The organism is Bordetella avium (assembly GCF_034424645.1).
Taxonomy (GTDB): domain Bacteria; phylum Pseudomonadota; class Gammaproteobacteria; order Burkholderiales; family Burkholderiaceae_B; genus Bordetella; species Bordetella avium.
On the sequence record NZ_CP139969.1, the window covers coordinates 698,670 to 725,314 of the forward strand.

Annotated in this window: 27 protein-coding genes and 1 riboswitch; of the genes, 12 read left to right on the forward strand and 15 right to left on the reverse strand. The window is 62.4% G+C overall.

Annotation, left to right across the window (positions count from 1 at the left end):
- Positions 1-3: 3 nt before the first annotated feature.
- Entirely contained in the window at positions 4-1,077 is a 1,074-nt protein-coding gene (gene ruvB, locus U0029_RS03230; protein ID WP_012418422.1) for a Holliday junction branch migration DNA helicase RuvB, read from the reverse strand.
- A 276-nt stretch (positions 1,078-1,353) separates the two neighbouring features.
- Here ruvB and U0029_RS03235 point away from each other — a divergent pair, with 276 nt between their 5' ends.
- Both U0029_RS03235 and U0029_RS03240 read left to right on the forward strand, forming a co-directional pair.
- The gene (locus U0029_RS03235; RefSeq protein ID WP_236824174.1) at positions 1,354-1,911 is read left to right on the forward strand and encodes a hypothetical protein; all 558 of its coding nucleotides are present in this window, start codon (positions 1,354-1,356) and stop codon (positions 1,909-1,911) included.
- Entirely contained in the window at positions 1,908-2,123 is a 216-nt protein-coding gene (locus U0029_RS03240) for a hypothetical protein (RefSeq protein ID WP_236824173.1), read from the forward strand. Before U0029_RS03235 ends, U0029_RS03240 begins: the two co-directional genes overlap by 4 nt.
- A gap of 3 nt (positions 2,124-2,126) precedes the next feature.
- Here the strand turns inward: U0029_RS03240 and ruvA are convergent, their stop codons facing one another.
- The 7 genes from ruvA to U0029_RS03275 all read right to left on the reverse strand — a co-directional run bounded on the left by ruvA (position 2,127) and on the right by U0029_RS03275 (position 8,912).
- Entirely contained in the window at positions 2,127-2,699 is a 573-nt protein-coding gene (gene ruvA, locus U0029_RS03245; RefSeq protein WP_114852702.1) for a Holliday junction branch migration protein RuvA, read from the reverse strand.
- An 83-nt stretch (positions 2,700-2,782) separates the two neighbouring features.
- A complete protein-coding gene (gene ruvC / locus U0029_RS03250; RefSeq protein WP_012418419.1) occupies positions 2,783-3,328 on the reverse strand; it encodes a crossover junction endodeoxyribonuclease RuvC in 546 nt (181 codons plus the stop codon).
- Positions 3,328-4,917, reverse strand: coding sequence for a bifunctional phosphoribosylaminoimidazolecarboxamide formyltransferase/IMP cyclohydrolase (gene purH, locus U0029_RS03255; protein ID WP_012418418.1), 1,590 nt, complete (start codon positions 4,915-4,917; stop codon positions 3,328-3,330). The genes ruvC and purH overlap by 1 nt, the downstream gene beginning before the upstream one ends.
- 66 nt (positions 4,918-4,983) lie before the next feature.
- The gene (locus U0029_RS03260) at positions 4,984-5,223 is read right to left on the reverse strand and encodes a helix-turn-helix domain-containing protein (protein ID WP_012418417.1); all 240 of its coding nucleotides are present in this window, start codon (positions 5,221-5,223) and stop codon (positions 4,984-4,986) included.
- A 43-nt stretch (positions 5,224-5,266) separates the two neighbouring features.
- Entirely contained in the window at positions 5,267-6,292 is a 1,026-nt protein-coding gene (gene dusB, locus U0029_RS03265) for a tRNA dihydrouridine synthase DusB (protein ID WP_012418416.1), read from the reverse strand.
- Positions 6,293-6,397: 105 nt separating this feature from the next.
- A complete protein-coding gene (locus U0029_RS03270; RefSeq protein WP_114852703.1) occupies positions 6,398-7,540 on the reverse strand; it encodes a UbiH/UbiF/VisC/COQ6 family ubiquinone biosynthesis hydroxylase in 1,143 nt (380 codons plus the stop codon).
- Positions 7,541-7,568: 28 nt separating this feature from the next.
- Complete coding sequence (locus U0029_RS03275; RefSeq protein WP_012418414.1) at positions 7,569-8,912, reverse strand: aminopeptidase P N-terminal domain-containing protein; 1,344 nt, start codon at positions 8,910-8,912, stop codon at positions 7,569-7,571.
- Between the two features lie 90 nt (positions 8,913-9,002).
- A riboswitch (yybP-ykoY riboswitch) is annotated at positions 9,003-9,145 on the forward strand.
- 70 nt (positions 9,146-9,215) lie between these two features.
- Between U0029_RS03275 and U0029_RS03280 the strand changes: the two genes are divergently transcribed.
- Complete coding sequence (locus U0029_RS03280; protein ID WP_114852714.1) at positions 9,216-10,214, forward strand: sodium:calcium antiporter; 999 nt, start codon at positions 9,216-9,218, stop codon at positions 10,212-10,214.
- On the opposite strand, the gene U0029_RS03285 is transcribed toward U0029_RS03280, so the two are convergent.
- A complete protein-coding gene (locus U0029_RS03285) occupies positions 10,205-10,780 on the reverse strand; it encodes a TetR/AcrR family transcriptional regulator (RefSeq protein ID WP_114852704.1) in 576 nt (191 codons plus the stop codon). The genes U0029_RS03280 and U0029_RS03285 overlap by 10 nt on opposite strands.
- 648 nt (positions 10,781-11,428) lie before the next feature.
- Here U0029_RS03285 and U0029_RS03290 point away from each other — a divergent pair.
- Entirely contained in the window at positions 11,429-11,761 is a 333-nt protein-coding gene (locus U0029_RS03290) for a hypothetical protein (RefSeq protein ID WP_012418411.1), read from the forward strand.
- A gap of 269 nt (positions 11,762-12,030) precedes the next feature.
- Complete coding sequence (gene mgtA / locus U0029_RS03295; RefSeq protein ID WP_114852705.1) at positions 12,031-14,766, forward strand: magnesium-translocating P-type ATPase; 2,736 nt, start codon at positions 12,031-12,033, stop codon at positions 14,764-14,766.
- Positions 14,767-14,828: 62 nt separating this feature from the next.
- On the opposite strand, the gene galU is transcribed toward mgtA, so the two are convergent.
- The gene (gene galU, locus U0029_RS03300; protein WP_114852706.1) at positions 14,829-15,668 is read right to left on the reverse strand and encodes a UTP--glucose-1-phosphate uridylyltransferase GalU; all 840 of its coding nucleotides are present in this window, start codon (positions 15,666-15,668) and stop codon (positions 14,829-14,831) included.
- A 75-nt stretch (positions 15,669-15,743) separates the two neighbouring features.
- Here galU and U0029_RS03305 point away from each other — a divergent pair, with 75 nt between their 5' ends.
- On the forward strand, positions 15,744-17,255 hold the full coding sequence (locus tag U0029_RS03305; protein WP_114852715.1) for a beta-barrel assembly-enhancing protease: 1,512 nt from the start codon (positions 15,744-15,746) through the stop codon (positions 17,253-17,255).
- A gap of 13 nt (positions 17,256-17,268) precedes the next feature.
- On the opposite strand, the gene U0029_RS03310 is transcribed toward U0029_RS03305, so the two are convergent.
- From U0029_RS03310 to U0029_RS03320, 3 genes are all read right to left on the reverse strand, one after another.
- Positions 17,269-18,366: a YheT family hydrolase gene (locus U0029_RS03310; protein ID WP_012418407.1), complete on the reverse strand. Its 1,098-nt coding sequence runs from the start codon at positions 18,364-18,366 to the stop codon at positions 17,269-17,271.
- A 129-nt stretch (positions 18,367-18,495) separates the two neighbouring features.
- Entirely contained in the window at positions 18,496-18,918 is a 423-nt protein-coding gene (locus U0029_RS03315) for a YybH family protein (RefSeq protein ID WP_012418406.1), read from the reverse strand.
- Positions 18,919-18,940: 22 nt separating this feature from the next.
- Positions 18,941-19,144 carry a zinc-finger domain-containing protein gene (locus U0029_RS03320; protein ID WP_114852707.1) on the reverse strand — a complete coding sequence of 68 codons (204 nt, stop codon included), beginning with the start codon at positions 19,142-19,144 and terminating at the stop codon, positions 18,941-18,943.
- A 291-nt stretch (positions 19,145-19,435) separates the two neighbouring features.
- On the opposite strand from U0029_RS03320, the gene U0029_RS03325 reads away from it, so the two are divergent.
- The 3 genes from U0029_RS03325 (at position 19,436) to U0029_RS03335 (ending at position 22,097) form a co-directional block, all read left to right on the forward strand.
- Positions 19,436-20,182 (forward strand): AzlC family ABC transporter permease, encoded by a 747-nt coding sequence (locus tag U0029_RS03325; RefSeq protein WP_114852708.1) that lies wholly within the window; start codon positions 19,436-19,438, stop codon positions 20,180-20,182.
- Positions 20,182-20,511, forward strand: coding sequence for an AzlD domain-containing protein (locus U0029_RS03330; protein ID WP_012418403.1), 330 nt, complete (start codon positions 20,182-20,184; stop codon positions 20,509-20,511). Before U0029_RS03325 ends, U0029_RS03330 begins: the two co-directional genes overlap by 1 nt.
- Before the next feature lie 152 nt (positions 20,512-20,663).
- Positions 20,664-22,097: a DEAD/DEAH box helicase gene (locus tag U0029_RS03335; protein ID WP_114852709.1), complete on the forward strand. Its 1,434-nt coding sequence runs from the start codon at positions 20,664-20,666 to the stop codon at positions 22,095-22,097.
- Positions 22,098-22,104: 7 nt separating this feature from the next.
- Here U0029_RS03335 and U0029_RS03340 read toward each other — a convergent pair whose 3' ends face one another.
- Positions 22,105-22,482, reverse strand: coding sequence for a thioredoxin family protein (locus U0029_RS03340; RefSeq protein WP_012418401.1), 378 nt, complete (start codon positions 22,480-22,482; stop codon positions 22,105-22,107).
- Between the two features lie 61 nt (positions 22,483-22,543).
- Between U0029_RS03340 and U0029_RS03345 the strand changes: the two genes are divergently transcribed.
- The 3 genes from U0029_RS03345 to U0029_RS03355 all read left to right on the forward strand — a co-directional run bounded on the left by U0029_RS03345 (position 22,544) and on the right by U0029_RS03355 (position 25,086).
- Positions 22,544-23,341: an EI24 domain-containing protein gene (locus U0029_RS03345; RefSeq protein ID WP_236824172.1), complete on the forward strand. Its 798-nt coding sequence runs from the start codon at positions 22,544-22,546 to the stop codon at positions 23,339-23,341.
- Positions 23,338-24,153, forward strand: a complete 816-nt coding sequence (locus U0029_RS03350) for a competence/damage-inducible protein A (RefSeq protein WP_114852710.1) — start codon at positions 23,338-23,340, stop codon at positions 24,151-24,153. Before U0029_RS03345 ends, U0029_RS03350 begins: the two co-directional genes overlap by 4 nt.
- A 114-nt stretch (positions 24,154-24,267) precedes the next feature.
- Positions 24,268-25,086, forward strand: a complete 819-nt coding sequence (locus U0029_RS03355) for an IclR family transcriptional regulator (protein ID WP_114852711.1) — start codon at positions 24,268-24,270, stop codon at positions 25,084-25,086.
- 345 nt (positions 25,087-25,431) lie between these two features.
- Here U0029_RS03355 and U0029_RS03360 read toward each other — a convergent pair whose 3' ends face one another.
- Entirely contained in the window at positions 25,432-26,409 is a 978-nt protein-coding gene (locus U0029_RS03360; protein ID WP_114852712.1) for a tripartite tricarboxylate transporter substrate binding protein BugD, read from the reverse strand.
- Positions 26,410-26,645 lie beyond the last annotated feature (236 nt).

Sequence of the window (26,645 nt, forward strand, 5' to 3'; positions counted from 1 at the left end):
TCCTCAGGCCCCGAACAGATCGCCGCTGGAGGGCTGGCTGCCCGAAGGCGGCTGCAGGCCCAGATGACGCCAGGTCGTCTGGGTGGCCATGCGCCCGCGTGGCGTGCGTTGCAGATAGCCGTGTTGGATGAGATAGGGCTCGATCACATCTTCGATGGTGTCGCGTTCTTCGCCGATGGCGGCCGCCAGGCTATCTACACCGACCGGGCCGCCATCGAATTTATGCACGATGGCCTCCAGCAGTTTGCGGTCCATCAAGTCCAGGCCTTGAGGGTCAACCTCAAGCATGGCCAGGGCCTGATTGGCCGCTTCGGTGTCGATCCGCCCTCCGGCCTTGACCTCGGCGTAATCGCGCACACGCCGCAGCAGGCGGTTGGCGATACGCGGTGTGCCGCGCGCACGGCGGGCCACTTCGCGCGCGCCTTCTGGCGTGATGTCGGCGTTAAGCAGACCGGCGCTGCGCGTCACGATATGGGCCAGATCGTCGGTGTTGTAGAACTCCAGCCGGGACACGATGCCGAAGCGGTCGCGCAGCGGATTGGTCAGCATGCCGGCACGGGTCGTCGCGCCGACGAGCGTGAAGGGTTGCAGGTCCAGCTTGACGCTGCGCGCTGCGGGTCCTTCGCCGATCAGGATATCGATCTGAAAATCTTCCAGCGCGGGGTAGAGAATTTCTTCGACGACCGGCGAGAGCCGATGGATTTCGTCGATAAAGAGCACGTCGTTGCGTTCGAGATTGGTCAGCAGCGCGGCCAGATCGCCCGGGCGCTCCAGGACGGGGCCGGAGGTTTGCCGCATTTGCACACCCATTTCATGGGCGATGATGTGCGCCAGCGTGGTTTTTCCCAGGCCGGGCGGGCCGAACAGCAATACATGGTCCAGGGCTTCGCTGCGCTTGCGCGCCGCCGCGATGAAGATCTCCAGTTGTTCGCGGGCACGTTGTTGACCGACGTACTCCTGCAACGCTTTGGGTCGAAGCGCGCGTTCGATGGACTCTTCGTTGGGGGAGGCGGGCGCGGGGGCCACCAGGCGGGGCGCGTCAGGGCGCGAAGAAAGCGAGTCGGACTGGATAGCCATGGCGGAGTGCGAAAACTGGTTGTTTGTCCAGCATTCTCGCATGCCCGCCGTCTAGACTCTAGCCCGGCCCCGCAAGGTCTCTGCCAACGGGTCCAGAGCGCTTGAGCTGCGGGTCAGCTTCGGAAGTGTTCTTTTCTTTCGTGGGCAGGTTTCAGGTTTGGCAGTAATATTGCACATGCTTACCTTTTGACCCGCCCGGTATCACGGGCGTGGCGCTGTTTCGATCTCAGACAGTTCTTGTCCTGAGCGACCCCTTTTGATTTCCTTCAGAGGTGCTTGGTGTTTCCTAACAAGCTGGCCCTGGCTGCGTTCGCCTGCGCTATGGCGTTGACTGGCTGTATGGGCAATATGAAAGTCCAGCCGATGGTGTCGGACCCCGAGGCCTATTCGGCCGCCACCTTTACCCGTGCCGCCCTGCCTGCGAGCACGCAAGCCATGATCAAACCTGCGGGGTCGGAACCTTTCCCTTTCAAGCGCATCGCATTCAAGGCTGTGGGCTGGAGCGAGGACAAGCCCGAGTTAAAGGTGGGGCAGGAGACCGCTTATATCAATGATCAGAATGACGGTACGCTGCGTCTGATCCGCCGCACCTCGCTCAATGGCCTGACCGCTAGCCAGATATTTGATCTCCAATATCACGGTCTGGCTTCGCTGGCCAGCCAGAACGCCGATCCGGCGCGCAGCTTTGCCTACCCGCCGAGCTTTGCGCGTGCGCCTAAGTCCTGGAGCAGTCTGGCGCAGGTCGTCGAGAATACGGAGTACCGATTCGAGGCGCGTGAGGGCACGAAAGATCCCTTCGATATGGGCACACACCCTGGAGCCGTATCTGTGTGACCGGCAAGGCTTATGAAGCCCGTGAGGTGCTGGCCGAGCTGCCGGGCAAGGCCATCGAAATGGTTTGCACCGACAGTAATCAGAACGGTGTGACCCTGCGTGAAGTGAAGTACGCCTGGGTGTCAGATCTGGGCTTGCCGCTGGCGCGCACGGTAAAGACGACGCGGTCTTCCGTCCGGTATGAGTACCAGGGTGTGAAGATCGATCAATAAGACCTAGCGCGCCAGGGCCTTGAGGGCCTGGCGTATGCCGTCCGAAACGCCGAGGCCCTCCGGCAGCGTCTTGAGGGCGGCCAGCGACTCTTTTTCGGAGTAACCCAGGGCCAGCAGGGCATTGAGAATATCGCTCTGACTGTCCGGCACGGCATGGGGGGTGGCGCCGATGTCCGCGCCCAGTTTGCCGCGCATCTCCAGCAACAGGCGTTCGGCCGTTTTCTTGCCGATGCCGGGTACCCGGGTCAAACGGCCACTTTCTTGCAGCGTGATGGCCTGAGCAAGTTCCGCCACCGACATGCCGGAAAGCACCGCAAGCGCGGTGCGCGCGCCGATGCCGCTGACCTTGACCAGTTCACGGAAGGCGGCGCGTTCGCTGGCCGTGCCAAAGCCATACAGCAGATGCGCATCTTCGCGCACCACCAGATGCGTGAACAGCGTGACGCGCGCGCCGGTGTCGGGCAGCGCGTACAGCGTGCTCATGGGCACATCGATTTCATAGCCGATGCCATTGACGTCCACGCAGACCACGGGAGGGGTTTTTTCGATCAGGGTTCCGGTGATGCGGCCTATCATGGGGAAGTCTCGCCAAGAGTCTGTGGGAATGAAAAGACATTGCGTCCCGCCAGGCCGGCGGGCGATGGCGGGATTCTATACGTTCAACCGAGCAGGCGTCCCTTGCGTATCCGGCTTTTGCCTGAGCGCGATGTCGCCGCCAAGGGGGACAACCGTTCTTGCAGCGGGCCGGTATGGGCATGGCAGATGGCGCAGGCCAGCGCATCCGCCGAATCGGGGGCAGGGGTGCCATTGAGCGACAGCAGGTGTTGCACCATCATCTGCACCTGTTCTTTGGCGGCGCGGCCCGTGCCGACCGTTGATTTCTTGATTTGCAGCGCGGTGTATTCGTGCACGTCGAGCCCGCTTTCCGCCAACGCGCACAGGGCTGCGCCCCGGGCGTGGCCCAGCAGCAGCGTGGATGAGGGATTGGCGTTCAGAAACACGATTTCGAGCGCGGCCACGTCGGGCCGCGTCTCGCGTGCCACCTCGCGCAGATTGTCGAGGATGACCTTCAGGCGTTGCGCCAGCGCCAGGTCGGGCGGCACGACGATGGTGCCGCTGGCGATGTAGCGCAGGCGCGAGCCTTCGGCATCGACCACGCCGAAACCGGTGCGGCGCAGGCCGGGATCGATGCCGAGGATGCGCATCAGTGACGGAAGTGACGCGTGCCGGTCAGGACCATGGCGATGCCATGCTCGTCTGCCGCCGCAATGACCTCGTCATCGCGTACGCTGCCGCCCGGCTGAATCACGCAGGTCGCGCCTGCGGCCACTACCACATCCAAGCCATCGCGGAAGGGGAAGAAGGCGTCGGAAGCCACGGCAGAACCCTTGAGGGTCAGACCAGCGTTTTCCGCCTTGATCGAAGCGATGCGCGCGGAATCGATGCGGCTCATCTGGCCTGCGCCCACGCCCAGCGTCATACCGCCGCCGACAAACACGATGGCATTGGACTTGACGTATTTGGCGACCTTCCAGGCAAAGGCGAGATCGTTCAGCTCGGCTTCGGTCGGCTGGCGTTTGGTGACGACCTTGAGCGCTTCGCGCGGCACCTGGAAGGCGTCGGGCGATTGCACCAGCCAGCCGCCGCCGACGCGCTTGACGTCAAAGGCGTTCTGGCCCGCGCCGGCCGGCACTTCCAGTACACGCACATTCTTTTTGGCCGCCAGAATCGCCAGAGCTGCGCCATCGTAGGCAGGGGCCAGCAGCACTTCCAGGAACTGGCCGCTCACGGCTTCAGCCGTGGCTGCATCGACGGGGCGGTTGAAAGCGATGATGCCACCGAAAGCCGACGTGGGGTCGGTCTTGAACGCCTTCTGATAGGCCTCGAGATTGCTGCCCGCCACGGCCACGCCGCAGGGATTGGCGTGTTTGACGATTACGCAGGCCGGGGTGTCAAAGCTGCGTACGCATTCCCAGGCGGCATCGGCGTCGGCAATGTTGTTGTACGACAGTTCTTTGCCTTGCAACTGACGGTAATTGCCTAGCAGGCCGGCCGGACGCTGCGCATCGACGTAGAAAGCGGCGGTCTGGTGGGGGTTCTCACCGTAACGCAGCGCCTGTTCTTGCTTGACTTGAATGGTCAGCGTGCGCGGCCATTCATTGCGTGCCGGCGCGGCGTCCTGTTCCGGCGCCGGTTCGGCGAGGCTGGTCAGGTAGGCGGCGATGGCGCCGTCGTAGGCGGCGGTATGGGCATAGACCTTGGAGGCCAGCTCCAGACGCAACGCATAGGACGTACTGCCAGTCTGATCGATTTCCGTCAGCACCCGGCTGTAGTCGGCCGGGTCGATCACGACCGTCACGCCACCGGCTTGCGTACCGTGGTTCTTCGCGGCGGCGCGCAGCATGGCGGGGCCGCCGATGTCGATGTTCTCGACGGCATCGGCGAAAGTGCAATCCGGCTTGGCCACGGTTTCGCGGAAGGGGTAGAGGTTGACCACCAGCATGTCGATCCGGTCGATGCCCGAGGCGGCGATCGTGTCCATGTGCTCCTGGCTGTCGCGCCGGGCGAGCAGGCCGCCGTGAATCTTCGGATGCAGCGTCTTGACACGGCCATCGAGGATTTCAGGCGAACCGGTGTGCTGGGCGACTTCGGTGACGGTCAGGCCGGCGTCGGCCAGCAGGCGGGCAGTGCCTCCTGTGGACAGCAGGCGCACGCCACGTGCAGCCAGGGCACGGGCGAATTCCACGATGCCGGTCTTGTCGGACACCGAAAGCAGGGCGGTTTCGATTTTCATGATGGTGTGTGAGTCAGAGGCGTCCGGGCAGGGACGCAGAGAAAGGGTGATCTGTCAGCAGAGAGGCTAGGGCTGAATATTGTGCGCGAGCAGCTTCTTGCGCAGCGTATTACGGGTGATGCCCAGCATTTCAGATGCGCGCGATTGGTTGCCGCCCGAGCGCTCCAGGGCGACTTCGAGGACCGGGCGCTCGACGCAGCGCATCACCATGTCCCACATATCGTGGGGCTCGGAATCACCCAGGTCTTCGAAATAACGCACCAGGCTGGCGCGCACGCATTCTTCCAGGACATCTTTTTTGCTCATTTTGATTTGAGTACAACAGCTATTTTTATGATGGAGCTGGCGCTTATGCCGCCAGCAAGTTCGGGGAGGCGGCGGTGTTTTGCTGGCCGTCTCCTATAAGCGAGTGATCAAACCACTCGGCCACCGCGCGGAATTGTTCGGCGGTGTTGTCAATAAGGTTCATGCGGGCGCGAAAAGGCTCTGCTCCCGGCAGCGAGTCGATATACCAGCCTATGTGTTTGCGTGCGGTGCGCACACCGGTATGTTCGCCGTAGAAACGGTAGTGGTCGTCCAGGTGTTCGAGCAGCAGGTCGCGCATCTCGGCATGACTGGGCGGCGCCAGCGTTTCGCCCGTGCGCAGGAAGTGGTCGATTTCACGGAATATCCAGGGACGGCCCTGGGCGGCGCGGCCGATCATGACGGCATCGGCGCCGGTGTAGCGCAGGACGTCACGCGCTTTCTCCGGGCTGTCGATGTCGCCGTTGGCCACCACCGGAATGCCGATTTCGGCCTTCACGGCGCGTAGGGTGTCGTATTCCGCCTCACCTGTGTACAGGTCGCAGCGGGTGCGACCATGCAGGGTGAGCAGGGCGATGCCACTTTGCTCGGCCATGCGGGCCACTCGCAGGGCATTGCGGCTTTCTCGGTCCCAGCCCGTGCGTGTCTTGAGCGTAACCGGCACGCCTAGCGGCGCGCAGGCGCCCACCACGGCATCCAGAATGCGTGCAATCAGATCTTCGTGGCGCAGCAGGGCCGAGCCTGAGGCCATATTGCAGACCTTCTTGACCGGGCAGCCCATATTGATATCGATGATGCGGGCGCCCTTGTTCACATTGAACACGGCGGCTTCCGCCATCATGGCGGGATCGGCGCCTGCGATCTGCACCGAAATGGGGGCGATCTCGCCGTCATGGTTCAGCCGGCGCGAGGTTTTCACGCTATCCCATAGGCGTGGATTGCTGGCGGCCATCTCGGACACGGCATAGCCCGCCCCCAGCCGTTTGCATAGCTGACGGAAAGGACGGTCCGTCACTCCCGCCATGGGGGCGACGAAAACATTGTTGGAAAGAGACCAGGGGCCGATGCGCATGCTCACATTTTAACCGTCTTGTGTCCGACCCCATTTTGCCTGCCCTCGGCGGATACCTATCCAGGGGCGGCGGCGTCAAGCTGGGCGCCAAGGGCAGGCTTGAACTCAGACGCGAAAACCCTGCAAAAGGTGGCGTGAGAGCGGTGCTCGCAAGGGGGCGGCGAGGTCTAGCGCCAGCAGCGTCAGGCCGCAAGCATGCTCGACCGGGGCGAGTCCGGTGGAGAACACGCGCGGCATGAGGTCAGTCAGTCCGGCGGTAATCCAGCGGTCCGCCTCGCGGCTGCGGGCAAACTCGGCCAGCCGCTCCAGGGGAGGATCGGCGGGGTGCCACCCTTGCAGGGCCCGCGCCAGTTGCGCGGCGTCGCGCAGACCGAGGTTTAGCCCTTGGCCTGCTACCGGGTGCAGGGTTTGCGCCGCATTGCCTATGGTGGCCACACGTCCCTGGACTTGTGTGCGCCGCGCCTTGAGCGCCAGCGGGAAGATATGGCGTGGCGCTTCGCAATGCAAACGTCCGAGACGGTCGCCAAACGCCTGAGAAAGGGCGGCCGAAAACTGCCTGTCGTCCAGGGCAGCCAGCTCGCTGGCGCGCTCCGGCGCGACGCACCAGACTACCGAATAGCCCCCATTTTGCTGCGGGTGAGGCAGTAGCGCGATCGGGCCCTCGCGGGTGAAGCGCTCCCAGGCCCAGGCGGCGCGCGGCAGGGTGGCGCGTGCGCTCGTGAGGATGGCGTGCTGGCTGTAGTCGCGGCGCACATCGCTGCCACCCGAGCCGTCGCATTGCACGGCGATGCGGTAGCGCCTGCCGTTCAGCTCCACACCCTCCGGGCCTTGAGCGCTAATGCTGGCCAGCGGGCCGTGCAGCACCGTCACGCCACTGCGAGCGACTTGTTCAGACAGCGTGGCGTGCAAGCCGGCGTAAGGCACGACGCTGCCCAGCTGCGGTACGTCGAAATCCTGGTGATTGATGACGGTGCGGCCAAGTCGGCCACGCTGCGAAACATGAATATGACGGATATCGGCGTGCTGGCGCGGCCAGGCGTCCAGGCTTTCGAGCAGAACCCGGCTGCCGAAGTTCATGGCCAGCACGCGGGGATCTGAGGCGGGCGCGGCGCGGCCAGGTTCGCCCGCCAGCAGCGCAATGCGTTCTGGTTGCCTGGCGTTTTGCGCCAGCAACAGGGCCAGCGTCTGGCCTACGGGGCCTGCCCCGAGGATTGCGATGTCATAGACCGGTTCGTTCATGCCTGGCATTTTACCGGTGCTTGAGGCCGCTGGCTTGTCACTCCCGCATCAGCGCTTCGATCTCCCGCGCGTTCACGGGCACACCCCGGCTTATCAGCTCGCAGCCTTCTTGCGTGACGAGGGCGTCGTCCTCGATACGTATGCCGATATCCCAGAACTTTTCCGGCACATCTTTGGCTCGGCGGACATAGATGCCGGGCTCGATCGTCAGCATCATGCCGGCTTCGAGCGTGCGCCAGGGGCGCGGTGCGCCCGGGGCAGTCGCAGGCGCCAGGTAATCGCCGACATCATGGACATCCAGGCCCAGCCAGTGCCCGGTGCGATGCATGTAAAAGCGCGAATAGGCGCCCGATTCCAGCACCCCGTCCAGGCTGCCGCGCAACAGCTTCTCGTCCAGCATGCCCTGAGCCAGGACGCGCAGCGCTGCCTGGTGGCCGTCGTCCCAACTGCGTCCGGCGGCGGTGGCGCTGGCGGCGGCGGCCTGGGCGGCGACCGTCAGGTCGTAGAGCGCCCGCTGCGGTCCGCTGAAACGTCCGTTGACCGGGAAGGTGCGCGTGATGTCAGAGGCATAGCTGTCGTATTCGCAGCCGGCGTCAATGAGCACCAGTTCGCCGTCGCGCAGTTCGGCGTCACCTGCCTGGTAGTGCAGGATGCAGGCATTGGCTCCGGATGCCACGATGCTGTTGTAGGCCACGCTCTGCGCGCCATGACGCCGGAACTCATAAAGCAATTCGGCTTCGAGTTCATATTCGCGCATGCCGGGACGCACGGCGCGCATGGCGCGCGCGTGGGCGCCTGCCGAAATGCGCGCGGCGCGGCGCATTGCCGCGATTTCGGTCGGGTCTTTCACGAGCCGCATATCGGCCAGCAGGGGGTTGAGGTCATGTACCGTCTGCGGGGGCCTTGCACCCGCGCGGCCCTGCTCGCGGGCGGCCTGCATCCAGGTGTTCACGCGGGCCTGGGTGGCCGCGCCAGCCGTTTGCGATAGCCATAAGGCGGGACGGTCCAGAAGCCAGGCGGGCAGGAGCTCGTCGATATCCTTGACCGGATAGGCGTCGTCCATGCCGAATTGCTCGGCGGCGGCCTCGGGCCCGACACGCCGCCCCTCCCAGATTTCCTGTTCCTCATTGCGCTCTCGGCAGAACAGCAATGCGCGCGTATCCGCGCCGGCAATGAGCACCAGCCAGGCGTCGGGCTCGATAAAACCCGTCAGATAGTAAAAATCGCTGTCGTGGCGGTAAGGGTAGTCGGCGTCGCGGTTGCGCATGGCTTGCGGTGCCGTGGCGAGGATGGCGATACCACCGCCTTGGGCGCGCATCCAATCCAGAACGCGGCCGCGGCGCGCCATGAAGGCAGAGGGGTCTAGGGCGGGCAGGCTCATGATGGGATTGCTCAAATAATGAATTTTCCTACTGTAGCTTGGCGCGTGATAGCTGGGACTGGTCTTTTTTTGGGGCGCTGCTACAATCCGGCCACTGTCATTGGGGAGTAGCCATCCTTTGTTTCCCCAAGGGAGTCAGCGTCAACAAACTTGGTGGTTCATCCCCATGGCGCTGACGGCCTTACGGCACCGCAACGCGGTCGCCGCAAGCAGCCAGGCGAGACCTTTGGCCTCATCGCGTTCACCCCAGCCGGGCGAGCCGCGTTGTTGCGCCAAAGCGATCTGCTCGTCCGGCTGTCTATCATGTTGCTCTCGATCTTCCTATTTCTGCTGGCAGCCGCCACCATTTATTTCGCCTGTGAATTCTTTGTCAATGGCGTCGAATGGGTCGGGCATCGTTTTCGTCTGGGCGCGACGGCGACGGGCACCGTGTTGGCCGCTTTTGGCACCGCCTTGCCTGAAAGCGCAGTGACCTTTATTGCGGTCGTGTTTGGTCAGACCCCAGAGCAAAAAGAAATCGGCGTCGGGGCTGCGATGGGCGGCCCGCTTGTGCTCGCGACGCTGGCCTATGCCGTCGTCGGTTGGGCCTTGCTGCGCGTCCATCGGGGTAAGGCGTTGGCCACGATCAATGCCGATCAGCCCAGGCTTGCCCGGGACCAGGCCTGGTTCATGGGTATCTTCGTGGTCAAGCTCGGCCTGGGTTTGATTGCCTTTGCCTGGAAACCCTGGCTGGGCATTCTTTTCCTTTGCACCTACGGCCTCTACGTCAAGCGCGAACTTTCCAATGACGAAGACAGCCTGGACTGCGAAGATCTTGAGCCGCTCAAGTTGCGTCCTCGCGATCCGGAACCCTCGCTGTTCTGGGCCTGTACGCAGACGCTGCTTGCCCTGGCGGTCATTGGCGTTGCCTCGCACGTTTTCGTCCGTCAGATCGAGGTTCTTGGTGTGGCCATGGGCGCCTCTCCGCATTTAGCTGCCCTCTTGCTGGCGCCGGTGGCGACGGAACTGCCGGAAATCATGAATGCGCTCATTTGGGTACGGCAGGGTAAGGAGCGTCTTGCGCTGGCCAATATTTCGGGCGCCATGATGATTCAGGCGACCATACCCAGTGCCTTGGGAATCTTCATGACCCCCTGGCTGCTGGATGCGCCCCTGATCGCCGCTGGCCTGATGACGTTGGCGGCCATTCTGTTGCTGTGGCTGCGCTTTCGCCAGGGGCGTATGAATGTCCCTGCCCTGGCGGCCGTGGGCGGCATCTATGTCTTGTTCGCAGCCTATTTGGCTTGGTATTTCTACCCCTGAGGATGTGTGTTGTCTCCGAGCAGGCGGGTGCGTGACGCCGCCATGATTTCGCGCGAGATGCGCTTGCCCCGCGTTGCGCGGGCAAGCAGCAAGGCGCCGACCATCGTGGCCACATCCGCCAGCGCTGCGTCGCGCGCATGCTCGGCGTGGTAGGTGGTTTGCAGGCGGCGCACCAATTCCTCCAGGCCCTGATGAAAGCGCTGGCGCACCGGCTTGTCTGTGTCTTCGCGGGCCACGTCGGCAGCCAGGGACACCATCGGGCATGGCGTCTTGGCAGACGCCGCCCTCGGGTGGAGATAGGCATTGATCAGGGTGGTACGGGAGCCGGCGCTGGCCATTCGTATCTGCCACTGTCTTGCTGCCTCCGTGAAAGCATGGTCGCAGGCGACGGCATTGAGATCATCTTTAGACTTGAAATGGCCGTAAAACCCGCCCGGCGTCAGACCGACTGCCCCCATCAGATCGGCCACGCTCACACTCAGGCCGCGTTCGCGGATAAGCCGCGATGAGGCGTGTTCGATCGCTGCTCGATTCTTTTCGGTTTGTGCTCGGGAGACGCGCGGCATGTCGGGGAGGCTTCGGTGGGGTTGCACCGCCGCTCAAGCTCGGAAGCGACGCCGAAATTCTGCTTAAGATGTTCGCCATGGCGGGCAACAACCATGAGGTTGCGGACCGACGCACGCGTGGGCATTCTCTTGAGCGTGCGCGCAGGCGCGGCCGGGGAGATGCCTCCGTGGCGGTCTCTCAGAAGCAGGGGCGAGTGGCAAGGCTCAGGCCTCAGGCGGAATCCGAGAGAAATATCCCTGCGCATATTTTGGGCGAACTTGCGTCAAAAACCTTGTCCATGGGTATAAACCCGCGTAAAATTATGTTGTTTTCAATCTCAGGAGTTGTTCTGTGAACACCGATTCCGGCGACAGTAGTCGATCTTGTATCGACATTGCTGCTTAACAGAATCCGCAGAACAAAGTCTCTGCCGCGCCTGTTAAGCAATGCAGGTTGCGGCGTCCCGCCTAAAAGCGCTGATCTGGCACCGCTGGTTTCCAGAGCAGTTTCAGCATCGCGCTGATGCTTACGGGCAAGTCTCCCAACATATCCGCCAGAACCGCCGTTTTTGCCGCGTGCCCGGTTGCGCCTGTCGTGCCAGCCTGAGCCGTGTTTTGCCGGTGTGTGTGCTCGCAGTGCGTCTCCGATTTGCTGTTACGGAGGTCGTTATGCGTTTCTTCGACTTGTTCCTGCGCCGTGCTGGCGTAGATCGTTCCGTCACCCGCCGTCAGGGCGTGTCGCGTCTCACCGTCGTCTGCCCGCGTGATGCGCTGGGCGACGTGCGCAAGCAGATCTGCTTGGATTTCTCCGCGGCGGGCCTGAGCGTGGCGCACTTTCAAGTAGACAGCTCGCAAAGTGCCGAGTTGGCGTCCGCTTGCGTGACGGTGAATTGCCCGCCGGAACTTCGCGGTGAGCTGATGTCCCAGGCCAAGCGCCTGAGCGCCAATCCCTCCGTGCGTCAGGTGCGATTTGGTGCCGCCGCCACGGCCAGCGCCCGCTGATTTCTCCCTTAGTCTTCATCCTGGAGCGTCTCTTCATGCCCGCTACCTCCGACCCCGAGCCTCGATGGCGCTGGTCGCGCAAGGCGCGACGCCAGATCTGATCCTCCCGCGCCCGGTGGGGTCAGCCCTGACGCCTTCCGGATGAGCCTTACGGCTTTCTCCCCCTCCTTGCCTGTCCGGCGCATCGCCGTTTTTCTTCCGGTTCAATCCTGGCAGACCACGCACGCCTATTGATTGCGTGTGGCTGTCTGCGCCTTCGGAGAACTCCGATGCTGCACGTACTTAAAGCCTTGTTTTTCTCGGCCGCCCAAGTGCGCCCTATTGGGCGCTATTTTCGCCGTGATCCCATTCTTGAACAGCTTGGCGCTCAGGCTGGCGCGGCGACCGATGTCGCCCACCGGCTGGATGGACGCACCCTGGATCTGGCTTATGCACCGGTCGAAACCCTCTATGCCGAACTGGGCAGCAGTCCCCAGGGGCTGAGCGCCGAGCAGGCCGAGGCGGCGCGGGAGCGGCATGGCCCGAACCGGGTGGACCATGAGCGTCCTCTGTCCGCGACCATGCATTTGTGGCTGTCTTTTCGCAACCCCTTCAATCTCTTGCTGACTGCCCTGGCAGCCCTTTCCTGGTTGACTGATGTGTATCTGGCGCAGCCGGATGAACGCAGTTGGGCTGCCGTACTCATCATTGGCAGTATGGTGCTCATTGCCACCATACTGCGCTTTGTGCAGGAGCGCCGCTCCGGCAAGGCTGCCGATGCGCTGCGCGCGATGGTGCAGAACACGGCCACGGTGCTGCGTCCCGGCGCGGCGCGCGGTACAGAGCAAGCCTTGCAGGACCTGGTGCCAGGCGATGTCGTGGCTTTGTCGGCGGGCGATATGATCCCGGCGGACTGCCGCATCCTGACGGCGAAAGACCTGTTCGTGGCACAGGCCGCCTTGACGGGCGAGTCCTTGCCCGTCGAGAAATTCGTTCAAGCTCGGCCTGATCTGCGCGATCCGCTGGCGTTGGAAAACATGGTATTCATGGGGACCAATGTGGTGAGTGGCTCCGCGCTTGCCCTGGTGCTGGCCACGGGCGCGCAGAGCAGCTTCGGGCAATTGGCGGGCAGGGTGACAGCCACCACGCGCGCGCCGACTCAGTTTCAGCGCGGTATCAATCGCGTGAGTTGGGTATTGATTCGTTTCATGCTGGTGATGGTGCCGCTGGTGTTCCTCATCAATGGCTTCACGAAGCACGATTGGCTGGAGGCCCTACTGTTCGCGCTGGCGGTGGCAGTCGGTCTGACGCCCGAAATGCTGCCCATGATCGTGACCTCTACGCTGGCCAAGGGGGCGGTCGCCATGTCGCGCAAGAAGGTGGTGGTCAAGCGTCTTGACGCGATCCAGAACCTGGGAGCCATGACGGTGCTGTGCACGGATAAGACCGGCACGCTTACCCAAGACCGTATCGCGCTCGAACGCCATATTGATGTGGAGGGTGCGCCCAGTGACGCCGTGTTGGGCTATGCCTATCTCAATAGCTACTACCAGACGGGTTTGAAGAACCTGCTCGATGTCGCGGTGCTGGAGCATGCCGAAGTCGGCCGTCAACTCAACCCGGCGGCCAACTATCAAAAAATAGACGAGATCCCTTTTGATTTCTCGCGCCGCCGCATGTCGGTCGTGGTGAGCGATCGCGACGGCGGCGACAGCCACGAACTGATCTGCAAAGGGGCTTTGGAAGAGATTCTGTCTGTCTGCACCAGGGTCAGCACCGCCGATGGCGAGGCCTGGCTGGATGAGGCCGCACGTGCGGCGGTTCGTGAAGCCACCGGCAAACTGAATGCGGAAGGTCTGCGTGTGATTGCCGTCGCAATCAAGCGTCTGCCCGCCGATCATGGCCCTTACAAAGTGGGCGATGAAAGTGGGCTGACCTTGGTGGGCTATATCGCCTTTCTTGATCCGCCCAAAGAGTCGGCCTCGCCCGCGCTGCGCGCACTCATGAAGTCGGGCATTGCCGTCAAAGTGCTGACCGGCGATGTAGAAGCCGTTGCCCGTAAAGTCTGCCGTGAGGTCGGTCTGGATGTCGAGCACTGGTATCTCGGCTCCGACCTCGACGCGATGGACGACCAGGCGCTGGCGGATGCTGCCCAACGCGGCACCTTGTTTGCCCGCCTAACGCCGGTCCATAAAGAGCGGCTGGTGCGCGCGCTGCGCTCGCAGGGGGCGACCGTGGGTTTCATGGGAGACGGGATCAATGACGCGCCGGCCTTGCGCGCGGCCGACGTGGGCATTTCCGTCGATTCGGCGGTGGATATTTCCAAGGAGGCGGCCGATATCATTCTGCTGGAAAAGAGCCTTACCGTTCTGGAAGATGGCGTGGTCGAAGGCCGTCGCATTTTCTGCAATATGCTCAAGTACTTGAAGATGACCGTCAGCTCCAATTTCGGCAACGTATTTTCAGTGCTGGTGGCCAGCGCCTTCCTGCCGTTTTTGCCCATGCTGCCTATCCAGCTGCTATTGCAAAATCTGCTCTACGATTTTTCGCAGACGGCCATTCCCTTCGATAATGTCGATAGCGAACAATTGCGTTCGCCGCAACGTTGGGACGCGGCGGACTTGGGCCGTTTCATGATGTTTTTCGGGCCTATCAGCTCAGTCTTTGACATCCTGACGTTCGCACTGCTGTGGTACGTGTTCGGCGCCAATAGCCCGGATCATCAAACGCTGTTCCAGTCAGGCTGGTTTGTTGAGGGGCTGCTGTCGCAAGCGCTGGTCGTTCATCTGATCCGCACGCGCCATATTCCCTTTGTGCAAAGCCGCGCCGCGCCTGCGCTGCTCATCATGACCGCGGTGGTCATGCTGGTCGGTCTCGCGCTGCCTTTCTCGCCCGTGGCCACTTACTTTGAGATGCAAGCGCTACCCTGGACCTATTTCCCTTTCCTGGTGCTGATTTTGCTGGGATACGCCACCATGACTCAGAAGCTGAAAAATGTCTGGGTGCGGCGCTATGGTTGGCAATAAGCGCTGGCGCGAAGGCTAAGCCTGACGCGCCTGTCTTGCAGGCCGCGTCAGGCGAGGCTGGCTTATTCCGGGATCAGGCCGTGGTATTTGCGGCCCAAGGCCACCGTGGCCTGGAACATGCCAGCCTTGCTGCCGCAGTCATAGCGCTGACCTTCGTAGCGGTAGGCATAGACAGCGCGTTCGTGCATCATCGCGGCGATGCCGTCCGTAAGCTGGATTTCATTGCCAGCGCCCTTGCCGGTGTTACGCAGATGATCAAAAATCTGCGGCTCCAGCACATAACGGCCCACGACGGCCAGGGTCGAGGGAGCGTCTTCCGGTGCGGGTTTTTCGACCAAATGCGAAACCCTTTCCGTGCGCGGGGCGATATGGCTCGATGCCACGATGCCGTACTTGTTGGTGTCTTTGCGCGGTACCTCCTGCACGCCCAGCACGCTACCGTCTTGCTCGGCGGCGCAGGCTATCAGTTGCGCCAATGCCGGGGTGTCGCCGTCGATCAAGTCATCGGCCAGCAATACGGCGAACGGTTCATCTCCGACCACGGGCGCGGCGGTCAGCACCGCATGGCCCAGGCCTAGCGGGGCCGATTGGCGGATATAGATGCAGTGGACGTGAGCAGGCAGAATGTCGCGCACCAGAGCCAGTAGTTCGTACTTAGCCTTTTTTTCCAGATCGGTTTCCAATTCGGGCGCGGTGTCGAAGTGGTCTTCGATCGCGCGCTTGTTGCGGCCGGTGACGAAAATCAGGTCTGTGATCCCGGCGGCGACGGCTTCTTCGACGGCATATTGGATCAGCGGTTTGTCCACGACGGGCAGCATTTCCTTAGGCATGGCCTTGGTGGCTGGCAGGAAACGGGTGCCCATGCCTGCTACGGGGAAGACGGCCTTACGCACGGGTTTCATCCGGGCTCCAATAAAATTTATGAATAAACAAAGCAGCAGCGAAAACTTTTGGCAGGTCTGGCTATCATAGAAGCCATGAACTGCCGCCGTCCTCTATTCTCGCTCAAGGCCCGCGCCTTGTCTGCCGTCTTATGTTTGGCGCTGGGTTTCCCGATGGCGCCCGCATTGGCGCAACCTATGGGGTTGCCTTCTATGGGGGCGGCATCTTCGGCCGACCTGTCCCCCGGGCTGGAGCGTCAGTTGGGCGAGGCCATCATGGCCCAGGGGCGCCGCGATCCCACCTATATCAATGACCCTGAGCTGTCTCAATACCTGACAAGAATGGGCCGCAAACTGGCCGCATTTTCGCCGGGCAGCGTGCCCGATGTCGAAATGTTTGGTGTGCGCGACCCGGAAATCAACGCGTTCGCCATGCCGGGCGGCTTCATAGGCGTCAATACGGGGCTTATTGTGTCCTCGGGCAGCGAATCGGAGTTGGCGGCGGTGCTGGCGCATGAAATCGGCCACGTCGTGCAGCGTCACATTGCACGCGGCATGACGCAGCAAAGCCAGAGCGGTGTCGTCATGATGGCCAGCCTGGCTGCGGCTTTGCTGGCCGCGTTAGCGGGGGGCGGGGCCAACCTTGCCATGGGGGTGGCCGCGTTCGGGCAGGCCGCTGCGATCAACCGTCAACTGGGTTTTTCCCGTGATGCCGAGCGCGAAGCCGACCGCACCGGTTTGCAAATGCTCACCCGCGCCGGCTACGACCCCTCAGGCATGGCGCATATGTTCGAGCGCCTTATGAATGCCTCGCGCTTAAACGAAGGCATGGGCGGCGGTGCCTGGGCCAGCACCCATCCGCTGTCTATCGACCGGATGTCGGATGTGCAGAATCGCATCCGTGAGATGCCATCCTCGCGTTTTGTCGACAGTGATGATTTCTGGTTCATTCGTGCAAAGATGCGCGTGTTGCAGGGGCGCGATACGACCAGTCTGCGCACGGCGCAGCAGCAGTTGCAGGATGAGGTTCGCACCCTGTCGGGGGTGCGCCGGGCGGCTGCCCAATATGGCCTGGCCTATTATCATTTTCAGCGTAATGAGCTGGATCAGGCTCAGGCGCTGCTTGACGCCGCCTCAGCCGATGGCCGCCGGTCTCCCATGATGGCCCGGTTGGCGATCGATATCGCCGCCGCCCGCAAAGACCGTTCGCGCCAATTGACCCTCGCCGAGGCGGCGATCAAGCAATGGCCTGACAACCGTGCGCTCGGCCTGGCCTATGCTCAGGCCTTGCAGGATAACGGCCGCAATTCAGACGCCCAGGCGTATTTGCGCGAGTGCATCAAGCAATGGGGCAATGATGAGCCAGAGCTCTACCAGTTGCTGGCGCAGAGCCAGGAGCGCGCCGGCCATCCGGTCGAGGCGCGTCGCGATATGGCGCGTTTCTATGTGGCGACCGGCGCTTACGCGGCGGCAGAGTCTCAGTTGCAGCAGGCCCGTCAAATATCCAAAGATTTTTACGAGCAGTCGCAGATCGACGTGCAGATCCGGGAGGTCAAGCAGAAACTGGCCGATGAGCGGGCGCTCCTAGAGCGCTTCCGCTCGGGTTGATCCCGCCGCTGGCTTATTTACCGGTTTCGAAAAAGCGGCCCAGCCGTTGCGGCAGCCAGTTCAAGTGTGCGGGGAAGGGCCCGGTCGGAAAGCCGGCATGGCCGCCCGCCGCCGGTTGGTGCAAAAGCACCGCGTCGGCACACTCTGCCGGTATGGGCAGGGCGTTCGCTGGCAGAAAGGGATCATTGCGCGCATTGAGCACCAGCGTTGGAATGCCAATCTTGGCCAGCCAGGGCTTGCTGGATGCTCTCGTCCAGTAATCCAGCGCATTGCGGAAACCGTGCATGGGCGCGGTATAGGCATCATCAAAATCGCGCAGATCGCGGGCGTGGGCAATCCGCATGACATCAATGGCGCCGGGGAAGCGCTTGGCTTTTTCCAGCACTTTGTGCTTCATGGTGCGCAGGAAATAGGGCGTGTAGATTCTGCGGCCGAAAAACCCCTGACATAGCGCCTTGCCGCCTGCGACCAGGTCTAAGGGCACTGATACGCCTGCGGCCCCGGCCAGCCAGCCGCTGGAGTTGGCGTGTTCGCCCAGATATTTGAGCAGGGCGTTGCCGCCCAGCGATACGCCCACGGCATGCCAGCGGGCATGCGGAATGCGTGAGCGCACCGTATCCAACATGAAACCGACTTCGTCGGAGTCGCCGGAGTAATAGGCTCGCGCCAGACGGTTGGGAACGCCTGAGCAACCCCGGAAATGGGCGATCACCACGATCCAGCCGCGCGCCCGGAAGTGGTGTGCGATGGACTGCGCGTAACGGCTGTTGCTGCCGCCCTCCAGTCCATGAAACAGCACCAGCGCCGGCGTGTCGGCCGCGCGCGGCAGGGCGCTCCAGTCTTCGGGCTTCATCCAGCGCGCAGCGGCCGTCTTGCCATTGACTGGCGCGTCGCCCGTGACGGGACTGCCGTCGGCTGCTTTGTGCGGGAAGAGGCCAGGGCCGGTCCAGTCGAAATCGACGAAATCGGTATCCGGTGTGTCAACCCGCTCACGCACGAAGGCAATATGGTGATACTGCGCCATCGTGGCCGCGTACAGGGTCTGGCTATGGCCATCGGGCAGCCAGGCGGGGACGGGGCAGGGGGTGAGGTCTATCCGTGTTGCGGCCAATGCAGCACACCTAAGCTAAGGCCAGTTGTACGGGAAACCCCCCCGCGCGTGCCAGCCGCTCGCGCCAGGCGCTGGGCTTGAACATCAGTTGTCTGGGCAGGCACAGAGTCGACTCCGGTATGGACAGGACTAATGCAGCCTGTCGGGCACGTCGTGCAAGTCCAGCACGCCCGCCTCGGCAGGCGCCTGGGAGGCATGGTGCATCACCATGCGCCAGCCCGTCGGGCCCTTGTGATAGATGTTCGTGGCGTAACAGTTGGCGAACTGGGTGCCTTCCCGCGTGAGAATCGTGATCTGTTCGACCAGCACATGCACGGCGCACATCATGCTGTGCACCACGACAGGACGCAGGGGCCGCAGACGCAGCGGTCCATTGGCGAGCACCTGCTGCCATGATTCATGCACTGCAGCATGGCCTACGATGCGCAGGCCTCCGGGATGGATGCATACGACTTCTTCGTCATCGGCCCAAATCTGCATGAGCCGATCGGCATCGGCCTGCTCCAGGGCTTCGTAAAAAGCGTGCTCTGCTTCGTCGGGGGTGGCGAACATGGCGGCGCGGGGCGAGAAAAGATTAGTGGCCGTGGATCACCGTGCCGGGCTTGAGCCGGTACTCGGTGCCACAGTAGGGGCAGCGGGCACTGCCGGTATGGGCGACGTCAAGGAAGACGCGCGGGTGCATGCTCCAGAGAGGGGCTTTCGGGCCGGGGCAATACACCGGGAGGTCTTCGGCGCCAACTTCGATGGCGGCTTGCGCGGCTTGGGCGGCTGCGGTCATGGGACGTTCCTAAAAAAACGTAAGACGATCAATGAAGGGGTAGGTTCATCGCCGCCAGGACGTGGCGGCCGGGGCGTGGGAGTGACATGCGCAGCCCGTCGCAATGACCATCGGCGGGCTTCCTCCTTTCAGTGTGCACTATTGTATCAAGCGACAGGGTTACAATGAGCGCCTGATAGTTCTTTGGTCTTACTTTGAAGGATCGGCTGTTAGCCCTATCGCCGGGCGCACCGTCATATCACCCTCTTTTTTTCGTGAGTACCATGTCGCTGTGCAGCCAGAGTCCTTGCCGTGGCTTCTGAACCTTCCGACTGTGCCCTGGAAGAGCTAGCCCGTCGCGAACGGCTGGACGCCTTCCGACAGGGGGTGCATGCGATCACCCCTGCGCTGATTGCGACCGGCACCTGGGGCTTGGTGACTGGCGTGGCCATGGTCAAGTCGGGCTTGACCGAATCCATGGCCCTGGCCATGACGCTGCTGCTCTATGCCGGGTCGGCGCAACTGACCTCTTTGCCGCTCATTGCCTCGGGCGCCCCGCTGTGGCTGATTTTTGCTGCGGGCTGCGTGGTCAACCTGCGCTTCGTCATCTTTGGCGCGGGGCTACACCCGTTTTTCCGTCATTTGAGCTGGCCTAAGCGTCTTGGTCTGGGCTATTTCACGACCGATATGGGTTTCGTGCTGTTCATGCCGCGTTTCGGCGATGCGCCGGTGCGCGGCACGCGTGAGCAGCTTTGGTATTTTCTGGGAACCATCGCGCCTGGCTGGTATGTCTGGCAGACATCGTCCATCGTGGGTATCTATCTGGGCGCCGTCGTGCCTGCGAGCTGGTCACTGGACTTTGCCGCCGTGCTGGCGCTCATGGCCATCACCGTGCCCTTGGTCAACACCCGCCCGATGGTGGTCACGGTGCTGGCGGCCGGCCTCGTAGCCTGGGTGGGGCAGGTGCTGCCCTTGCGTCTGGGCCTGGCGGCTGCCGTCATTGCCGGCATCATGGCCGGAATATGGGCCGAGCGCCGCATGAAGAAGCTGGGGCGCTGATGTCCGAACGCGAAATCTATGTCTATAGCGCCATCTTGCTGCTGACTTTGTGCAGCGTGCTCACGCGGGCAGGCTTTATGGTGTTTGGCGATTACCTCCCCTTGCCAGACTCGGTGCGGCGCGCGCTGCGTTACGCGCCGGTGGCCGCCTTGACGGCTATTGTGGTGCCCGATTTTTTGCCCTGGAAAGAAAGCCTGGGGCCGGTGTTTGATTACAAGCTGGTGGCCGGACTGTTCGGCATTATTGTTTTTCTGCGTACTCGCAGCGCTGTCTTGGTCATCGTCTCGGGTATGTTGGCCCTTTGGGGCCTGCGTTGGTTGGCGGCCTGAAAAGGCCTTGTCAGGCAGGTTTCAACTTTCCGTCAGAATTCGTCCGAGGCGTAGTCTCGCGGCTGCGCTAAAATAAAGTTATCCACAGCAATCCGGGCTAGCCGTATTCCGTTTTGTTCTTTTTGTCTGCCCCCCGGTATGTGCCTATCCCGATGACTGACTCTACTTCTTCCGCCGCGCCCTCCGCCGAGGCGCTTACCTTCGCCGATTTCGGGCTGCATCCTTTACTGCTCAAGTCCATTGCCGAAACGGGCTACACCAGCCCCACGCCGATTCAGGCGCAGGCGATTCCGGTCGTCGCGGAAGGACGCGACGTCATGGGTGCCGCCCAAACCGGCACCGGCAAAACGGCAGCGTTCACGCTGCCCATTCTGCATCGGCTGATGCCTTTGGCCAATAGCAGTGCCTCGCCTGCCCGCCATCCGGTGCGCGCCTTGATCCTCACCCCGACCCGAGAGCTTGCCGACCAGGTCTACGAGAACGTCAAGCGCTACAGCCTGCACACGCCGCTGCGTTCCGCCGTGGTGTTCGGCGGTGTCGATATCGGGCCGCAAAAGGAAGCGTTGCGCCAGGGTTGCGAGGTGTTGGTCGCCACGCCGGGTCGTCTGCTCGATCACGTCGAACAAAAGAACGTCAACCTGAGCCAGGTCGGTATTCTCGTGCTCGACGAAGCCGACCGCATGCTGGATATGGGTTTCCTCCCTGACCTAGAACGCATCATCCGTCTGCTGCCGCCGCAGCGCCAGGGTCTGCTATTCTCGGCAACGTTCAGCAACGAAATCCGCAAGCTGGGCCGTTCCTATCTCAATCAGCCGATCGAGATTGAAGTCGCGGCGCGCAATGCCACGGCCGATACGGTCACGCAGATTGCCTATCAGATGACGGGCGAAGCCAAGCGCGCCGCCGTCGTGCATCTGGTCAAGTCGCGCGGCCTGAAGCAAGTCATCGTGTTTTCCAACACCAAGATCGGCACTGCCCGTCTGGCTCGGCAGCTCGAACTCGATGGGGTCAAGGCCGAGTCCATTCATGGCGACAAGTCGCAAGCTGACCGCATGAAGGCCCTCGAAGCCTTCAAGGCCGGGGAACTCGAAGTGCTGGTGGCGACCGATGTCGCGGCCCGTGGGCTGGATGTGGCGGGCGTACCCTGCGTCATCAACTACGACCTGCCGTACAACGCCGAAGATTACGTGCACCGTATCGGCCGCACCGGCCGGGCGGGGGCGAGCGGCGAAGCCATTGCCCTGTTCACTCCCGAGGAAGAGCGCTATCTGCTCGACATCGAAAAGCTGATCAAGCGCCAGGTGCCGCGGGGCAAGCTGGACATCCCCTCTGAGTTGCTGGCGCACAGCCACGGCCGGGGTGGCGAGCGTCGCAGCAGCCGGGAAGGTCGTGAGAGCCGCAGCGAAGGCCGAGAGGGGCGTGAGAGCTTTCGCCGCACGCCGCGCCAGCCCGTCGATGACTTTTTCTACAAGCCTTATGTGCCGTCGAGCTCGGCCGCCACGTCTGAGCCTGAAGCGCCGCGCACCACCAGCGCGCCCAAGCGCCAACTGGCCGTTTTGCTGGGCGGCAGCCGCAAACCCCTTTGATGCCGGCTCAGGCGCCGGCTAGCAAGCCCCGCACATCGGGCAGCCCCGTCTGAATAGGGGGGGCGTCTGTGCTCAGGCTGTCGAGCAGGCGCTCGAGATGCCCAATATGCGGCAGCATCGTGCCGTAAAACCGTATGCGGTCTGGGGCCTGGACCAGCAGCGTCGGGAAATTTTCGACATCTTCATCGCCGAGCAGATCGGGATGGTCTTCGATGTCTATCCACACGAAAACAAGCTCGGGGCGAGCCCGCGCCAGGGCTTCGAGCTTGATGCGGTACTGCTGGCAGGTGTCGCACCAGGCCGCGCAGAAACAGGCGACCAGCAAACGGTCGGTTTGGGCCAGCGCATCGCGCAGGGCCTGCGAGTTGGGCAGAAGTAAGGGCATATGGGCAAATCGCAGCGTGTTTGTCTATCATACCCGCCATGCCTTGTTTCTTGCCTTGACCATGAACTCAATCTCCCCGCCGTCTTTGTCCGTGGTGGGCGCCGATGTCACGCGCGCATTCAAGCGCGCGCTGATCTCGCAACTGCACCCGAATATGTTGTTTGCCGTGTTGCTGCCCTTTTTGATTGCGGCGCTCGGTGCCATTTTGCTGTTGTGGTTCTTTTGGACGCCCCTGACCGACTGGCTGCGCCTGGAGAGTTCGCAATGGGATATGGTCAACCGCCTCGATGACTGGCTCGTGGCCGTCGGCCTGTTCTCGCTCAAACTGTATCTCGTGCCCGTTTTGGCCGCCGCCCTCCTGTTGCCCGTGTCCGGCATTCTGGGCCTGGCCATAGCTGCCGTGTTTGTCATGCCGCTGGTATTGCGCCATGTCGGGCGGCGCGAGTACGCCGGCTTGGCACGCCTGGGCCGTCATGCCACCGCCGTCAGTGTCTGGAATGCCATCTGGGTCAGCATGCTGTTCGCGCTGGGCTGGGTGCTGACATTGCCGTTCTGGCTGGTGCCGCCGATGGCCTTTCTGCTGTCGGTATTCTGGTGGGCCTTCGCTTTTTCGCGCATGCTGCGTCTGGATGCCATTGTCGAGCATGCCAGCCCCGAAGAGCGGCGTTGGCTGCTGGCGCGCAACAACGCCGGTTTCTGGATCATCGGTTTCATCTGCGCGCTGCTCAATATGCTGCCGCCGGCCTGGATCATTCTTCCGGTCTTTTCGGGGCTGGTCTACGCCCATTACGGCCTGGATGCGCTGCAGCGTCTGCGCGCTTCCCCCAACACCGCTACATCACTCCTGGAACATCCATGACTGCAGATACCGCTAACCGTCGCATCGGCCTGATCATCGTGGGCGACGAAATCCTCTCCGGACGGCGTCAGGACAAACACTTCTCCAAAGTGATCGAGATGCTGGCCGCGCGCGGCATGAAGCTTGCCTGGGCTGAGTTTCTGACCGATGACCGCGAAATGTTGACTGCAGCCTACCGCCGCAGCTTCGCCAGCGGCGACATCGTGTTCTCCTGCGGCGGCATAGGCGCGACGCCGGATGACCACACCCGCCAGGCGGCGGCTGCTGCCCTCGGCCTGGGCCTGTGCTTGCACCCAGAGGCCGAAGCGGCCATCGTGCAGCGCACGCGCGACCTGGCCGCCAAGGGGCAGGGCGTTGAGGATATGAGTACGCCCGAGAATCAACAGCGCTTGCAAATGGGCATGTTTCCCGAGGGTTGCGAGATCATCCCCAATCCCTACAACCGCATTCCGGGCTTTTACATCCATGACCACAGCTTTGTGCCTGGTTTCCCGGTGATGGCTTGGCCCATGCTCGAATGGACGCTGGACACTCGCTATCGCGAATTGCAACACAAAGTGCAGCATGCCGAGCACTCCTTCCTGGTATTCAATATGCCGGAGTCGCGCATCACGCTCTCGATGCAGACACTGGAGTCGCGCTGGCCTGCCGTGAAAGCCTTCAGCCTGCCCAGCGTGGGCGAGGCCGGCGCGCCGGCCCATATCGAGCTGGGCGTCAAGGGCGAACCCGGGGCCGCCGCCGAGGCGCTGGAGTATCTGCGCGCCGAAGTCTTGAGGCTGGGCGGTCAGTTCCTGCCGCCGGCCAAGAGCTAGGACGGATGAGCGGCATTGCAAATATCGGTTGCCAAAACCTGGCTTGAATTTCACAATACGATAAGTCAAGTTTTGTTGCGCCGCCGCATTTCGTAGCGGGCAGCCAAGAAAATCATGTCTCGTGTGCCTTCCGCTTCTGTCGTCGTGCCGTCCTCCGATGCGGGTCAGCCCGCTATCCAGGTAATCGATCGTGCCATGCGTCTGCTGGATGCGCTGGCTGCGCAGTCCGAACCCGTCACGCTCAAGGAGCTGTCGGCCACCACAGGGCTGCACGCCTCTACGGCTCACCGCATCCTCAACGATCTGGTTATCGGCCGTTACGTCGAGCGCGTGGACAATGGCCTGTATCAACTTGGCATGCGCCTCTTGGAACTGGGTTCCTTGGTCAAGGGACGGCTGAATGTGCGTGAGGCGGCCATTGGCGTCATGCGCAATCTGCACCGCTCCACCGGGCAGACGATCAACCTGTCTGTGCAACAGGGCGACGAAATCGTCTATATCGACCGGGCCTGGAGTGAGCGTTCCGGCATGCAGGTGGTGCGCGCCATCGGCGGTCGTGCGCCTTTGCACCTCACCTCTACCGGCAAGCTGTTTCTGTCCACCTGGGACTCTCGGCAGGTGCGGGCTTATGCCCTGCGTACCGGGCTGGCGGGCCACACTCGCAACAGCCTGACCGACCTTGAGCGTCTCGAACGCGAATTGGCATTTGTTCGCGATCATGGTTACGCCCGTGACAACGAAGAGCTGGAACTGGGCGTGCGCTGTATCGCCGCAGGGGTGTACGACGATACGGGCCGCCTCGTAGCGGGTCTGTCCATTTCTGCGCCGGCCGAACGCTTGCAGGATGAATGGGTCCGTCTGCTCAAGGATTCGGCAGCGGCCATTTCCGAAGCCCTGGGCTTTGAGCCCGAGAGTCATTCGGACGCCCTCTAGTCTGCACGCCCGTCTGCGGGCGTCCGGCTGTCAGTCGCTGGCCTCTTGATCGTGGCGAGCAAGCTAGGCCCTGGCTTGAGCAAGTCGAGTGCAGCCTGGGCTTGCCTGGGGGGTAGGTGTCAAGGGGCGGAACCACCTGGGGATGGTCCGGCGCGGGGGAGTCCCGCGCTGCCTATTGACGCAAGCGCATCAGTTCGAGAGACGCATCGGAACTTGCGATCGAAGCGGAGATCTGTACAGCGGTCCGGATAACGTATCGCCAGTTATGGGTTTTTTTGCGGCGTGTAAAAAAGGCCTCTCCGCCATGGAGAGGCCAGGCGAGACCGCGGTTTGTCCGCAGCGCGCTTATTGCTTTTCGACCCCCGCCTTGGTGAACAGCTTTTCCCATTGCGGGACCTGTTGCTTGACCTTGGCGTCCAGGGCCTGCGGATTGGCATCCGCCGTCAGAACCGTGGCGCCGAGCTGGCCCATGCGCTCTTGGAACTTGGGGTCGGCCAGACCCGCTTGCAGGGCTTTTTGCAGCTTGTCGCGAACCGCCTGGGGCGTGTTCTTGGGCACCCACATGCCATGCCAGATACCGACTTCAAAACCCTTGAAGCCGGATTCGTCCATGGTGGGCAGTTTGGGCAGGGTCGGCACGCGTTTGAGGCTGGTCACGGCATAGGCCTTGACCTTGTCGGCGTTGATTTGCTGCGTGGTGTTGGTGGTCTGGTCGCACAATAGATCCACCTGTTTGCCAAGCAGGTCGTTCATGGCCGGCGCGGTGCCCTTGTACGGGATGGTCAGCAGATTCACGCCAAGCGCATCGGCCAGCATGACGCCGCACAGGTGGCTGGCCGCGCCGACCCCCGCGTTGGCCAGCGAGATCTTCTCATGGTTTTTTTTAATGTACTCAGTGAGTTCCTGAATATTGTTGGCCGGGAAGTCGGAGCGGGCGAGCAGAGTCATGGGCACATCCACCACCAGACCGATGGGTTCGAAGCTGCTGTAGGGATCGTAGCCCGGGTTCTTGTACAACGAGGGAGCGGTTGAGAAGCCGGCGTGCATCAGTAAGATTTGATAGCCATCGGCGGGCGCGCGGGCCACCTGGGTCGTACCGATGGTGCCGCCGGCGCCGCCCTTGTTCTCGACGACGATGGTTTCGCCCAGGGTAGGACGCATCGCCTCCGCGAGCGAGCGGGCGACGCTATCGGTCGGACCGCCGGCGGCGAAGGGCACCACCATGTTGACGGAGCGCTCCGGATAGTCGGCCAGGGCAGCGCCGGCAGTAAGGATGGAACCGGCAGCCATAATGGCTGAAAGCGTGCGGGGAAGGCGAGTCATGTAGTCTCCAATGCAGGTCATTACGCTGCGTGTAGCTTTTTTGTGCATTTATCATGTCCTGCCGTCTAGGGTTTTGTTTTGAGGCAAGCCTCAAAAGTGTAGGGAGCCAGCTTGTATGCGTCACCCTGGGGTAATTCCCGACCGCCCTGAAAGCAAGCTGTCACCGCTGAGGATTATTCGCGTGCTGCATTGCACAAAATTACTTGACAGGGTTTTTTGGCTGCCTAAAATATCAA

Bases quoted from the DNA above. Each gene is read 5' to 3' on its own strand.
- ruvB (WP_012418422.1), bottom strand. From the start codon at position 1,077: ATGGCTATCCAGTCCGACTCGCTTTCTTCGCGCCCTGACGCGCCCCGC.
- ruvA (WP_114852702.1), bottom strand. From the start codon at position 2,699: ATGATAGGCCGCATCACCGGAACCCTGATCGAAAAAACCCCTCCCGTG.
- ruvC (WP_012418419.1), bottom strand. From the start codon at position 3,328: ATGCGCATCCTCGGCATCGATCCCGGCCTGCGCCGCACCGGTTTCGGC.
- purH (WP_012418418.1), bottom strand. From the start codon at position 4,917: ATGAAAATCGAAACCGCCCTGCTTTCGGTGTCCGACAAGACCGGCATC.
- U0029_RS03260 (WP_012418417.1), bottom strand. From the start codon at position 5,223: ATGAGCAAAAAAGATGTCCTGGAAGAATGCGTGCGCGCCAGCCTGGTG.
- dusB (WP_012418416.1), bottom strand. From the start codon at position 6,292: ATGCGCATCGGCCCCTGGTCTCTTTCCAACAATGTTTTCGTCGCCCCC.
- U0029_RS03270 (WP_114852703.1), bottom strand. From the start codon at position 7,540: ATGCCAGGCATGAACGAACCGGTCTATGACATCGCAATCCTCGGGGCA.
- U0029_RS03275 (WP_012418414.1), bottom strand. From the start codon at position 8,912: ATGAGCCTGCCCGCCCTAGACCCCTCTGCCTTCATGGCGCGCCGCGGC.
- U0029_RS03280 (WP_114852714.1), top strand. From the start codon at position 9,216: ATGTTGCTCTCGATCTTCCTATTTCTGCTGGCAGCCGCCACCATTTAT.
- U0029_RS03285 (WP_114852704.1), bottom strand. From the start codon at position 10,780: ATGCCGCGCGTCTCCCGAGCACAAACCGAAAAGAATCGAGCAGCGATC.
- U0029_RS03290 (WP_012418411.1), top strand. From the start codon at position 11,429: ATGCGTTTCTTCGACTTGTTCCTGCGCCGTGCTGGCGTAGATCGTTCC.
- mgtA (WP_114852705.1), top strand. From the start codon at position 12,031: ATGCTGCACGTACTTAAAGCCTTGTTTTTCTCGGCCGCCCAAGTGCGC.
- galU (WP_114852706.1), bottom strand. From the start codon at position 15,668: ATGAAACCCGTGCGTAAGGCCGTCTTCCCCGTAGCAGGCATGGGCACC.
- U0029_RS03305 (WP_114852715.1), top strand. From the start codon at position 15,744: ATGAACTGCCGCCGTCCTCTATTCTCGCTCAAGGCCCGCGCCTTGTCT.
- U0029_RS03315 (WP_012418406.1), bottom strand. From the start codon at position 18,918: ATGTTCGCCACCCCCGACGAAGCAGAGCACGCTTTTTACGAAGCCCTG.
- U0029_RS03320 (WP_114852707.1), bottom strand. From the start codon at position 19,144: ATGACCGCAGCCGCCCAAGCCGCGCAAGCCGCCATCGAAGTTGGCGCC.
- U0029_RS03330 (WP_012418403.1), top strand. From the start codon at position 20,182: ATGTCCGAACGCGAAATCTATGTCTATAGCGCCATCTTGCTGCTGACT.
- U0029_RS03335 (WP_114852709.1), top strand. From the start codon at position 20,664: ATGACTGACTCTACTTCTTCCGCCGCGCCCTCCGCCGAGGCGCTTACC.
- U0029_RS03340 (WP_012418401.1), bottom strand. From the start codon at position 22,482: ATGCCCTTACTTCTGCCCAACTCGCAGGCCCTGCGCGATGCGCTGGCC.
- U0029_RS03345 (WP_236824172.1), top strand. From the start codon at position 22,544: ATGAACTCAATCTCCCCGCCGTCTTTGTCCGTGGTGGGCGCCGATGTC.
- U0029_RS03350 (WP_114852710.1), top strand. From the start codon at position 23,338: ATGACTGCAGATACCGCTAACCGTCGCATCGGCCTGATCATCGTGGGC.
- U0029_RS03355 (WP_114852711.1), top strand. From the start codon at position 24,268: ATGTCTCGTGTGCCTTCCGCTTCTGTCGTCGTGCCGTCCTCCGATGCG.
- U0029_RS03360 (WP_114852712.1), bottom strand. From the start codon at position 26,409: ATGACTCGCCTTCCCCGCACGCTTTCAGCCATTATGGCTGCCGGTTCC.